The sequence below is a fragment of the Curtobacterium sp. MCPF17_046 genome, assembly GCF_003224295.1.
GTDB lineage: Bacteria > Actinomycetota > Actinomycetes > Actinomycetales > Microbacteriaceae > Curtobacterium.
Map to the genome: position 1 here is coordinate 13254 of NZ_QKLB01000011.1, position 12184 is coordinate 25437.

Annotated in this window: 10 protein-coding genes; 6 read left to right on the forward strand and 4 right to left on the reverse strand. The window is 70.4% G+C overall.

Features of this window, described 5'->3' with window-relative positions:
- Nucleotides 1–69 precede the first annotated feature (69 nt).
- Genes DEJ32_RS10800 through DEJ32_RS10810 form a run of 3 tightly spaced genes read left to right on the forward strand, consistent with a single transcriptional unit; the run spans nt 70 to nt 4272 of the window.
- The gene (locus tag DEJ32_RS10800; protein ID WP_110823988.1) at nt 70–1053 is read left to right on the forward strand and encodes an ABC transporter permease; all 984 of its coding nucleotides are present in this window, start codon (nt 70–72) and stop codon (nt 1051–1053) included.
- A 1-nt stretch (nt 1054) separates the two neighbouring features.
- Entirely contained in the window at nt 1055–2065 is a 1011-nt protein-coding gene (locus DEJ32_RS10805) for an ABC transporter permease (RefSeq protein WP_110901296.1), read from the forward strand.
- Between the two features lie 26 nt (nt 2066–2091).
- Nucleotides 2092–4272, forward strand: a complete 2181-nt coding sequence (locus DEJ32_RS10810) for an ABC transporter ATP-binding protein (protein ID WP_110901342.1) — start codon at nt 2092–2094, stop codon at nt 4270–4272.
- Between the two features lie 75 nt (nt 4273–4347).
- Here the strand turns inward: DEJ32_RS10810 and DEJ32_RS10815 are convergent, their stop codons facing one another.
- From DEJ32_RS10815 to DEJ32_RS10830, 4 genes are all read right to left on the reverse strand, one after another.
- Entirely contained in the window at nt 4348–4650 is a 303-nt protein-coding gene (locus tag DEJ32_RS10815; protein ID WP_146234138.1) for a hypothetical protein, read from the reverse strand.
- 41 nt (nt 4651–4691) lie between these two features.
- The gene (locus DEJ32_RS10820) at nt 4692–5360 is read right to left on the reverse strand and encodes a hypothetical protein (protein ID WP_146234139.1); all 669 of its coding nucleotides are present in this window, start codon (nt 5358–5360) and stop codon (nt 4692–4694) included.
- Between the two features lie 5 nt (nt 5361–5365).
- Complete coding sequence (locus tag DEJ32_RS10825; protein WP_110901299.1) at nt 5366–7189, reverse strand: alpha/beta fold hydrolase; 1824 nt, start codon at nt 7187–7189, stop codon at nt 5366–5368.
- 167 nt (nt 7190–7356) lie between these two features.
- Nucleotides 7357–8109, reverse strand: a complete 753-nt coding sequence (locus DEJ32_RS10830; protein ID WP_110901300.1) for a CPBP family intramembrane glutamic endopeptidase — start codon at nt 8107–8109, stop codon at nt 7357–7359.
- Between the two features lie 172 nt (nt 8110–8281).
- On the opposite strand from DEJ32_RS10830, the gene typA reads away from it, so the two are divergent.
- The 3 genes from typA (at nt 8282) to DEJ32_RS10845 (ending at nt 12145) form a co-directional block, all read left to right on the forward strand.
- Nucleotides 8282–10204, forward strand: coding sequence for a translational GTPase TypA (gene typA, locus DEJ32_RS10835; RefSeq protein ID WP_110890310.1), 1923 nt, complete (start codon nt 8282–8284; stop codon nt 10202–10204).
- Between the two features lie 133 nt (nt 10205–10337).
- Nucleotides 10338–11531 (forward strand): amidohydrolase, encoded by a 1194-nt coding sequence (locus tag DEJ32_RS10840; RefSeq protein WP_110901301.1) that lies wholly within the window; start codon nt 10338–10340, stop codon nt 11529–11531.
- 68 nt (nt 11532–11599) lie between these two features.
- Nucleotides 11600–12145: a hypothetical protein gene (locus tag DEJ32_RS10845; protein ID WP_110890308.1), complete on the forward strand. Its 546-nt coding sequence runs from the start codon at nt 11600–11602 to the stop codon at nt 12143–12145.
- The last annotated feature ends 39 nt before the right edge of the window (nt 12146–12184 follow it).

Consider the following 12184-nt stretch of genomic DNA (forward strand, 5'->3'; position numbering starts at 1 on the left):
TCCTTTCGTTACGCGGCGGGACGCCGGACGACATGTACCGGAAACAAACCAGGCCCTATGGTGGCCTCCATGATCCGCTTCCTGGGGCGGCGACTCGTGTACTACGTCGTGCTCGTGTTCCTCGCGACCTCGCTGACCTACTTCCTCGCGTCAGCGACGTTCAGTCCCCGTTCCGTGTACGCGCAGCGCAATCCGGCTCCGTCAGCACAGGTCATCGACGCGAAGCTCGACGACATCGGCGTCAACGACAAGACGCCCATCGTGATCCGGTACACGCACTGGCTCGGTGATGTCGCGCACGGTGACCTCGGACAGACGATCCAGGACCGCCCCGTCAACGAGCAGTTCTTCCCGCGGCTCGGGGTCAGCCTCCGGCTCCTGCTCGTCGGGTCGGTCGCGGGCATCGTGCTCGGCGTGCTCGTCGGCGTGTGGAACGCGATCCGGCAGTACCGGATCTCGGACCGGGTGAGTGCGGCGATCTCGATCGTCCTGTTCTCCACACCGGTGTTCCTGACGGCCGTGTTCCTGAAGATCGGAGCGACGAAGCTCAACCAGGACGCCGGCAGCCAGCTCATCAACTTCACGGGGGAGGCGACGCCGGGGCTCGACGGGACACCGTGGACGCTGCTCCTGGACCGCGGCGCGCACCTGCTGCTGCCGACGATCTCGATCGCCGTCGGTCTCATCGCGATCTACAGCCGGTACCAGCGGGCGACGATGCTCGACGTGCTCGGCTCGGACTTCCTCCGGACCGCGCGGGCGAAGGGCCTCACCCGCGGCCGGGCGACGTTCAAGCACGGTCTCCGCACGGCGCTCATCCCGATGACGACGCTGTTCGCCTACGGGTTCCTCGGCATCCTGACCGGTGCGACCCTGACCGAGAAGATCTTCGCCTGGAACGGGCTGGGGTCGTGGTTCATCGACGCGGTCAACAACAACGACGTCAACGTGGTCACGGCGTACACGCTGTTCGCGGCGGTCGTGGTGCTCGTCGCCGGCTTCCTCGCCGACCTCGCGACCGCTGCGCTCGACCCGCGCGTCAGGAGGGCATGACATGACCGACACCCGGATCGAACCCGTCGACCCGTCGCTCGTCGCGCGCAGCGACGTGCCGGCGCGTCCGACCGCGCAGGGCAACCGACTCCTCCAGACGGTGCGCCGGCTCTTCATGAACCGCGGCGCCGGGATCGGCGTCGTCGTCGTCCTGCTGCTGTTCGCCTTCGCGTTCATCGGGCCGCTCGTCAGCCCGTGGCAGTACTCCGAGATCGACTACACCTCGTTCACCCGGCCCCCGAGCGGTGCGCACTGGTTCGGGACGAACGGCATCGGGCAGGACGTCTTCGCCCAGACCGCGCGCGGCATGCAGAAGAGCCTGCTCATCGGGCTGCTCGTCGCGGTGTTCTCGACCGCCATCGCCGCGATCACCGGGGCAGCGGCGGGCTACTTCGGCGGCTGGGTCGACCGCATCGTGATGTTCTTCGTCGACATGCTGCTCGTCCTGCCGTCGTTCCTCATCATCGCGATCATCAGCCCGCGCATCCAGAACGCCGGGTGGATCGTCCTCGTGGTCCTCATCACCGTCTTCGGCTGGATGATCACGGCACGGGTCGTGCGGGCCATGACCCTGTCGGTGAAGGAGCGCGAGTTCGTGCGGGCCGCCCGGTACATGGGCATCGGGCCGTTCCGGATCATCTTCCGGCACATCCTGCCGAACGTGGCGTCCTTCCTCATCATCGACGGCACGATCCAGGTCGCGACCGCGGTGCTCGGCGAGACGACGCTGAGCTACTTCGGGTTCGGCGTGCAGGCACCGGACGTCTCGCTCGGGACGCTGATCGCCCAGAACCAGGACAACGCCCTCACGAGCCCGTGGCTCTTCTACTTCGCCGCCGGGGCCCTCGTGGTGTTCGCGATCGCCGCGAACCTCATCGGGGACGGGCTCCGCGACGCGCTGGACCCGACCTCGACGACCGGGAAGCGCCAGAAGCAGAACCGTCGTCGTGACCAGAACCAGGCGGCCGTCGACGTGGCCGCGCTGAACACACAGGCCGGATCGGGCGCATGAGCGTCGCGGACGACCGGGGAAGCAGCATGAGCACCATCACGAACGGCTCGACCACGGGCGCGACCACCACGGAGCCGATCCTGCGGGTCCGGGACCTGCACGTCCGGTTCCCGACCCCGCGGGGGACCGTGCACGCGGTCCGCGGCGTGGACCTCGAACTCCGCCGCGGAGAGGTACTCGGCATCGTCGGCGAGTCCGGGTCCGGCAAGTCGGTGACGAGCATGGCGGTCCTCGGGCTGCTGCCCGACACCACGGAGGTGAGCGGGTCGGTCGAGCTCGACGGCGAGGAACTGCTCGGCCGGTCGGACAAGCAGATGAGCCGGCTCCGCGGGCACAAGGTGGCGATGGTCTTCCAGGACCCGCTGTCCGCGTTCACGCCGGTGTACACGATCGGCGACCAGATCGCGGAGACGGTCCGGCTGCACCGCGGCGCCTCGAAGGCGGAGGCGCGAGCACGGGCGATCGAACTCCTCGAACTCGTCGGCATCCCCGAACCGGGTCGCCGCGTGGACGCCTTCCCGCACGAGTTCTCCGGCGGCATGCGCCAGCGCGCGATGATCGCGATGGCCATGGCGAACGACCCGGACGTGATCCTCGCCGACGAGCCGACCACGGCGCTCGACGTGACGATCCAGGCCCAGATCATCGAGGTGCTCCGGACCGCCCAGCGCGAGACCGGGGCCGCGCTGGTGTTCGTCAGCCACGACCTGGGCGTCATCGCCGGGATCGCGGACCGCATCGCGGTGATGTACGCCGGCCGGATCGTCGAGTCGGCCACGGCCGAGGAGCTCTTCGCCCGACCGCGGATGCCGTACACGATCGGGCTCATCGGTGCCCTGCCGCGGCTCGACGCCTCCGACCGGTCTCCACTCGTGCCGATCCCGGGCGCACCGCCGTCGCTCATCGGGCTGCCGGACGCCTGCCCCTTCGCGGACCGGTGCCCGCTGGTCAGTGCGGTCTGCCGGTCGACCGAGCCGGTGCTCGCCCCGCCCGTCGACGTCGTACCCGGTGCCGACACGGCCGCTGCCGGCACCGCCCGCACCGTGCCGGTCGGGCACACCGCCGCCTGCCACCGCACCGCCGAGGTCGCCGCCGCACACGCGGACGCCGGCCGCATCTTCTCGCTCCCCGTGATCCCGGACCACAGCGCCCGGATCGAGGCCACACGGACCGACCGCGAACCCGTCGTGCACGTCGAAGGGCTGACGAAGACCTTCCCGCTCGTCAAGGGCTCGGTCTTCCGCCGCAAGGTCGGAGACGTCTACGCCGTCGACGGGGTCGACCTGGACATCCGCCGCGGGGAGACCCTCGGCCTCGTCGGGGAGTCCGGCTCCGGCAAGTCGACGACCCTCCACCAGCTCATGGACCTCGAACGGCCCGAGGCCGGCACGGTCGAGCTGTTCGGGGAGTCACTCGCCGACGCCACCGCGCGCGGGGCCGCCGGCACCCGGGCGCTCCGGCAACGCATCTCGATGGTGTTCCAGGACCCGTCCGCCAGCCTCGACCCGCGCATGTCGGTGTACGACGTCGTCGCCGAACCGCTCCGGGCGGTCGGTGCCCCGTCCTCGCGCATCGCCGACCGCGTGCCGGAGCTGCTCGAGCTCGTCGGTCTGCGAGCGGCCGAGGCCGACCGGTACCCGCACGAGTTCTCCGGTGGTCAGCGGCAGCGCATCTCGATCGCCCGTGCCCTCGCCGTGGAGCCGGACCTGGTGGTGCTCGACGAGCCGGTCTCCGCGCTCGACGTCTCCATCCAGGCGGGCGTGCTCAACCTGCTCGCCGAGCTCAAGGCGCGGCTCGGACTGTCGTACCTGTTCGTGTCGCACGACCTGTCCGTCATCCGGCACGTGGCCGACCGCGTCAGCGTGATGTACCTCGGTCGGACCGTCGAGGAGGGCGCCGTCGACGAGGTCTTCGAACGCCCGATGCACCCTTACACGGCCGCACTCATGTCGGCCGTGCCGGTGCCGGACCCGGTCGTCGAGCGGGCACGGAGGACGATCCTGCTGCCGGGCGACCCGCCCAGCCCGACCGAGCGGCCGACCGGGTGCCGGTTCCGGTCGCGCTGCCCGCTCTACGCGCTCCTCCCCGAGGACGAGCGGCGCCGGTGCGAGCAGGAGGAGCCGGAGAAGGCGCCGCGTCGCGGCGAGGACGTCGACCACCGGGCTGCGTGCCACTACCCGGAGAAGGTGCCCTCGATCGCGGCGTAGTCGGCTGCCGGGCGGGAGGCGGTGCGCACCGACCGCGCGCCGCCTCCCGTTCGTCAGCCGGGCGCGCCCGCCTGCTCAGGTCTTCGGGTGGTTGACGACCGGGTCGTCCCACGTCGGCGGCGTCGGGTACTCACCCGGTCGGGACTCGGTCGGCCAGTCCAGCGTCGCTCGGCCGTAGACGGCTGCGGACAGCGCGTCGGAGTCGTTGGTCCAGAACGGTTCGCTGTAGACATCGAGGGAGTACCGGCCGTCGACGTCGAGGGAGTACTGGATCTGCCCGTGCAGCGTGAGTACCGCGACGTCGTCCTGCGTCAGTCCGGCTGCGTCCTTCGTCTGCTGCGCTGCTCCCGCCGCGCAACCGGCTAGGAGCACGGTCATGACGAGGGCGACGAGCGTGAGCGGCCGTCGTCGTGGCTGCATCAGATTCGGGGGCGGTTGATGATCGGCGCATCCCACTCGGGCGGCTCCGGGTACTCACCGGGAGAAGAGCGATCCGGCCATCGCAGTGATGCTCGGCCGAACACTGCCCTGGCGAGTGCGTCGGCGTTGTTGGTCCAGAAGAGGTCACTCGACACGGTGAGGGAGTAGCGGCCGCTCGGTTGGATGAAGTACTCGACGTGCCAGCCGTCACGGACGCTGCCGTCGAGGTAGTAGGTGTCGGCGACCCGCTCGATGTGCATGTTCGCGCCGCGGTGCTCGAAGTAGTCGATCATCGGATCGAGGTCTCCTCTGGAACCCGTGGCTCCCTCCGGGGTCCAGGCTCTGCTCGACTCAAGGAAGTAGCTGTTGTCGACGTCCGCGCCGGGAAGGGGAGTGCGGCCGTCGCCACCGATCTGCGGGTTGTCGTCGCCACCGTTCCAGTCCCACTCTCCCTCGTGGACCGCGCGCTGTGCCGCAGCCAGTACTCGTTGCATCTCCTCGTAGTGCTCCCGGTACCGGTTGAATTCCTGGCGCAAACTGAGTTCCGAGACATCGGCACGTGTCAGACCGGCTGCGTCCTTCGGCATGGATTTCCCTCCTGCTGTGCAGCTGACCGTCCCCCCGAGGATCAGGGCAGCGACGACGATCGCGAGCAGTTTCGTGGTCATGATCTTCATCCTGGCTTCCCGTTCGCGATGATCTCGGCGATGTGCCGTGCAGCCGTTGACCCGGACGAGAGGTACCCGACTCCGTGCTCTGGGTACATGTCGTGGCCCGTGACTGCCTTCGTACCGGGGGCGGCTTCGGATGAGAAGACCTCGACCTCGGGGAGATCCCGAGGATCCGTTCGCGTTGACCGACCGAGGGCCGCAACGTGGTCGTTCTCACCCTCGGTAGCGAACACACGGTCGACGTTGAGCTGGTCCGGCTTCGTCGCGTCGGTGAACCCGACCGAGCCGTACGTGACGAATGAGTCGATCCGGTGACGTGTCTGGGCTAGTGCTTCCGCAGCTGTCGTCGATCCGTAGGAATGCCCGAGGACGGCGATGGAGCGCGGTGGGCTTCCCGCGCGACTGTCGACGGCGCCGTCGAGGAACGAAGCCAGGTTCGCCCCACCGGTGGTTGCTCGCCCTTGGCCGGGTACCTCGGGGAAGGACGGCGCGCGGTAGCCGAACCAGGAGACGACAGCGAACGACGATCTCTGGTCCTGACGTGCTGCCGTCGAGAGGAGCCCGTGTGCAGCACGTACCTTCTCCGGAGCACTCCCGACCGTCGTCGTCGCGCCCGGTACGTTCACCGTCACGTTCGACGCCGTGGCGAGGTCCCCGAGCGAGATCGCCGCGACGAGCGCGCCGTTCGAAGTCCCGAACCCGACCAGCTGACCGACCTGCGCCGATGGCGGGGCGAGCCTGGCCGCAGACTGGTCAGCGCGCTCGAGCCCGTCCCGCAGCGCCAGGACCTGCCGCGTGAACTCCTCGAGGCCGACCGCGCCGTACGTGTACGGCAGCCCGAGCATCCGGTACACCCGCCCCGGGTTCGCGACCGCTGCACGGAGCACCGCGCGCGAGGCGATGTCCCGCGCCACGGCCGGGAGCCCGTCGATCCCGGCGAGCTGCAGCTTCGTCCTCAGCGGCAGCGCCTCGACGTCCTGGTCGGACAAGCCGAGCGCATGCCAGGCCGCCGCGACCTCGACGGTGGTCGACGACGGGTCGAGGACACGCTGGAGCTCCCGGGGCAGTCGAGACGCCCCGGCCGCGTCGAGCACGCCGTCGGACAGCGACCCTCCTCCCGCCGCGGCGAAGGCGTCCGCGATCCGGTCCAGCCAGGCAGCGTCCGCGGCGTTCTCGGCGAGGTGGTCCTCGAACCCCGGCACGAGGGACGCATCGTCCACGGGCACCCAGGCGCACGTCCGGGTGAAGGTCACCCAGGCGTTCCGCACACGGGTGAGTTCCTGGGCGGTGGCCGCGTCCTGCGCGCGGGCGCGCGCAGCGACCCGGCGTAGGCGGTCCGGGTCCGCGCCGCTGCGTCCGCCGGAGCCACCGCTGCTCGTCCGGACACGAGTGCGCGCGTGGAACCGTGCCGTGAGTGGCGTCGGGCGGACCGGCGTCTCCGACGGCTTCGGGTCGACCACCGCGTCGCTCCAGTCCAGCGCGGGTCGCAACGGGGCCCCGACGCCGACGAGCACCTCGTCGCGCTGCCGTTCACGCTCGTGCCACGCTGCCAGGTCGTGCTGTCGACGCTGTTCGTCGTGTGCCTGGCGCCGGACGACGTGGAGCTGCCCGGCGAGGTCGTCGAGCGCCCGGACCAGGCGGACCCGGTCCTCCGACTCGACCGTGTGCGCCTGCTCGTGAAGTCGTGCGTAGGCGCCGTGGAAGTCGCGCAGCGCGTCTTCGGCGCTGGCGCGTCGTCCGGCGGAACCCGCCCGGAGTGACAGCGCGACCTCCGACGCGCACGCGAGCAGCCGCACGGCCGCGGCGTCTTCGAACTCGATCCCCATCGTCCCCCCATCGCTCGTGCTGATGCGTAGAACGTAGCATTTCAGACGCAGGGCTACGAGCGGTCGGGCGAGCTGTGGAGAACGGGAGACCGGCGGACGGGAGGCGCGTCGCCGAGCTGGCCCCGCGCCTCCCGTCGGGTGGGCGGGGTGCCGCAGGACATCTGCCGCTAGGAGAACAGTCCGGGGAACGCCCGCGCGACGAACGGGTAGCCGACGAAGACCGTCGCGTCGAGGAGCACGTGCGTGATGACGAGGGGGAGCAGCCGCCCCCACCTCGTGTAGATCCACCCGAAGACGACGCCCATCACCGCGTTGCCGATGAACGCGCCGAAGCCCTGGTACAGGTGGTAGCTGCCGCGCAGGACGGCCGTGGACAGGATGACCTGCCAGCGTCCCCACCCGAGGTCGTCGCGGAGTCGGGCGTACAGGTAACCGACGACGATGACCTCCTCCTGCAGCCCGGACCGGACGGCGGAGAGCAGCAGCACCGGGATCGTCCACCAGTACGAGTCGAGCGCCGCCGGGTCCACGGCGACGGTGATGCCGAGCGCCCGTCCGGTGAAGTAGAGCGCCAGCCCGGGGATGCCGATGCCCAGGGCGATGAGCGCCGCGCCGCCGAGGTCGGGCCGGACGCGGAAGCGGTCGATGCCGAGCCGGCCCAGGTGGGGGCGGGACGACTCCCAGAGCAGCATGCACACCAGCGCGACGGGTGCGAGGTCGACGGCGATGCCCAGCAGTTGCCGCGCCAGGTCGACGTACTGGACCGTCGTCGTGGAGCTGTTCAGCGCGGTGGACTGCTCGCCGAGCGGTGTCGTCTGCGACAGGTCGTCGATGATCTGCAGGACCGAGTACAGCGCGCTCGCGCCGAGCGAGAGCATCAGCACGACGGCGATCTCGGTCCACGTTCGCCGTCGGCTCATCGGCTGTACTCCTCCTGGTTGCAGAACTACCGGTAGACTGGCGAGTCGGGCATGGTCCCGAACCCCGTCGGGCACCGTCCCGCACTCCTCGGGCTGGTCCCGAACCCCTTCGGGCCGGTCCCGAAACCGGGCGCTCGCCCGATCTTCTTCCGAACACAAAAGGATGTCCTGTATGGCGCTCGCCACTCGGTCCGACCTGCGCAACGTCGCCATCGTGGCACACGTCGACCACGGCAAGACCACCCTCGTCGACGCGATGCTCACGCAGACCAACTCGTTCGACGCCCACTTCGAGGGCGAAGACCGCATGATGGACTCGAACGACCTCGAGCGCGAGAAGGGCATCACCATCCTCGCGAAGAACACCTCGGTGCTCTACAACGGGAAGCACGCCGAGGAGTTCAACCCGGGCGGCCGCATCACGATCAACGTGATCGACACCCCCGGCCACGCCGACTTCGGTGGTGAGGTCGAGCGCGGCCTCTCCATGGTCGACGGTGTCGTGCTGCTGGTCGACGCGTCCGAGGGCCCGCTGCCCCAGACCCGCTTCGTGCTCCGCAAGGCGCTCGCCGCCAAGCTGCCGGTGATCCTGCTCGTCAACAAGACGGACCGCCCGGACTCCCGGATCGACGAGGTCGTCTCGGAGAGCCAGGACCTGCTCCTCGGGCTCGCCTCCGACCTGGCGGACGAGGTCGACGACCTGGACCTCGACGCGATCCTCGACGTCCCGGTCGTGTACGCCTCCGGTCGCGCCGGTGCCGCGAGCCGCAACAAGCCCGAGGACGGCACGCTGCCGGACAACGACGACCTCGAGCCGCTCTTCGAGGCGATCCTCCAGCATGTCCCGGCCCCGACGTACGACGACGAGCACCCCCTGCAGGCGCACGTCACGAACCTCGACGCGTCGCCGTTCCTCGGCCGCCTCGCGCTCCTGCGCATCTTCCACGGCACGATGAAGAAGGGCCAGACGGTCGCGTGGGTCAAGCACGACGGCTCCGTCGTCAACGCACGCATCACCGAGCTCCTCATCACCAAGGCGCTGAACCGCTTCCCGGCCGAGTCCGCCGGCCCCGGTGACATCGTCGCCGTCGCCGGCTTCGACACGATCACCATCGGTGAGACGCTGAGCGACCCCGAGGACGTCCGCCCGCTGCCGACCATCACGGTCGACGACCCGGCCATCTCGATGACGATCGGCACGAACACGTCGCCGCTCGTCGGCAAGGTGAAGGGCCACAAGCTCACCGCGCGTCTCGTGAAGGACCGTCTCGACCGTGAGCTGGTCGGCAACGTCTCGCTCAAGGTCGTCGACATCGGACGCCCGGACGCGTGGGAGGTCCAGGGCCGTGGCGAGCTCGCACTCGCCATCCTGGTCGAGCAGATGCGTCGTGAGGGTTTCGAGCTCACCGTCGGCAAGCCGCAGGTCGTCACCAAGCGTGACGAGAACGGCAAGCTGCAGGAGCCGTTCGAGCACATGACGATCGACACGCCGGAGGAGCACCTCGGCGCCATCACCCAGCTCATGGCCGCCCGCAAGGGCCGCATGGAGAACATGGTGAACCACGGCACCGGCTGGATCCGCATGGAGTTCATCGTCCCGTCGCGCGGCCTCATCGGCTTCCGCACGTCGTTCCTCACGGAGACCCGCGGCACCGGCATCGCCAACGCGATCTTCCACGGCTACGACGACTGGGCCGGCTCGATCCAGACCCGCATCAACGGCTCGATCGTCTCCGACCGCTCCGGTGTGGTCACCCCGTTCGCCATCACGAACCTCCAGGAGCGGATGACGTTCTTCGTCAACCCGACGGAGGAGGTCTACGAGGGCATGGTCATCGGCGAGAACTCGCGCGCCGACGACATGGACGTGAACATCACCAAGGAGAAGAAGCTCACCAACATGCGGTCGGCCAACGCCGACACGTTCGAGTCGATGACGCCGTCCCGGCAGCTCTCGCTCGAGGAGTGCCTGGAGTTCGCCCGCGAGGACGAGTGCGTCGAGGTCACCCCGGACGCGGTCCGCATCCGCAAGGTCGAGCTCGACGCGCAGGCCCGCCAGCGCAGCTACGCCCGCCTGAAGCGCCAGGACGCGTAAGCAGCCGAGCACCATCCAGGAGGCCCGTCCTCCGTCCGACGGCCCGGTCACCGCTCCAGGTGGCCGGGCCGTCGGCGTCCGTACCGTCGGCGCCCGTGCCGTCCGGACCGGGACCGGGGGATACGGTGGTCCGGTGACTCTCGACCTGCTCTCGATCTACCAGGACCTGCACGCCCACCCGGAGCTCGGGTTCCAGGAGCACCGCACCGCCGGCGTCATCGCCGACCGGCTGGCGGAGATCGGCGGCATCACGGTCACCACCGGGGTCGGCGGCACCGGGGTCGTCGGGGTGCTCGGGAACGGGGACGGCCCGGTGCTCTGGCTGCGCGCCGACATCGACGGGCTGCCGGTGCAGGAGCGCACCGGCCTGCCGTACGCCAGCACCCACCGCGGGGTGGACGAGGACGACAACGAGGGGCCCACCATGCACGCCTGCGGCCACGACATCCACGTGACGTGGCTGCTCGGCGCCCTCGAACGGCTCGTCGCCACGACCGCGGACTGGCACGGCACGGTCGTCGCCGTGTTCCAGCCTGCAGAGGAGGTCATCTCCGGCGCGCGGGCCATGATCGAGGACGGTCTCGTCGACCGCTTCCCCAAGCCGACCGTGGTGCTCGGGCAGCACTCCGCACCGGCGCCGGTCGGTGTCGTCGCGGTCGGGTCCGGAGCGGTCATGGCGTCGAGCGACCGGTTCACCGTGACCTTCACGGGCCGTGGCGCGCACGGCTCGGCACCGCAGGCGTCCCTGGACCCGATCGTCACCGCCGCGTCCGCCGTCGTGCGCCTGCAGACGATCGTGTCGCGGGAGGTCGCCCCGAGCGACGCCGGGGTCGTCACCGTCGGGTCGTTCCACGCCGGCACGCGGCCGAACATCATCCCCGACACGGCCGTCATCGAGATCTCGACGCGCGCCCGCAACGAGGAGACGCGAGCGCGGATCGTGGCCTCGATCGAGCGGATCGTCCGTGCCGAGAGCGAGGCCGGGGGACTGGCCGCTCCGACGATCGCGCGTGCGCCGGGGGCGGACGTGCTCGTCAACGACCCCGAGCAGGCAGCGGTCGTCCTCGACGCCGTCCGTGCCGTCGTGCCGCACGCCGTCGACATGGAGTCCGGACTGGCGATGGCGTCCGAGGACGTCGGGCAGCTCGCCACCGCCGCGGGTGCCCCGATCGTCTACTGGTTCACCGGCATCACCGACCCGGAGCTGTTCCGCAGCGGCGCGGAGATCCCCAGCAACCACTCGCCGTTCTACGCACCGCAGGCCGAGACGGCGATCCCGGTCGGGGTCGACGCGCTCGTCGCGGCCGCGCGGGCGTACCTCTCCTGACTCCGGTCCGGGGCGACTTCCCAGCGAACGCACCACGACTCCGCCGTCCGGCCGGTTACGGTACCGGCATGCGCCGCCCGATCCGCACCTCGCTCACCGCTGCCGTCGCCGCCGGCGTCGCCCTCGCCGGTCTGAGCGGCTGTTCGTCCGACGCCGTCCGCCAGGCGACCGACCTCGGTTCCTCGGTCGCGTCGACCGTCTCGGAAGGGGTCCAGGGCATCGACGGAGCCGCGATCGAGCGCGGCATGGCCGACGTGGCGGGCGGGATCGACGGAGCGCTCGACACGGCCCTGCGCGGGACGCACGTGACGAGCGACGGCCAGGTCCCCGACGGGTTCCCGTCCTCGTCCGTCCCGCTCGTCGACGGCACCGTGCTCGGCGGTGGGGCCGGCCCGGGAGGCTCGGGCTGGGTCGTGCAGGTCCGCACCGCGTCGGTGGGGGACTTCAGCACGGCGGCGCAGCAGCTCGCCGACGCCGGCTTCGCCGAGTCGGCTGAGCGGGCCGACAGCTCGAGCGCGTTCGGGTTGTTCCGGAGCGACGACCACCGCGTCGTCCTGACGTTCTCCGCGGCCGACGGCGGCGCCACCGCCACCTACATCGTCACCTCGCGCTGACGCCCGGGGGCGATCCGCCGGCGCGCGGCGCCCGGAGCC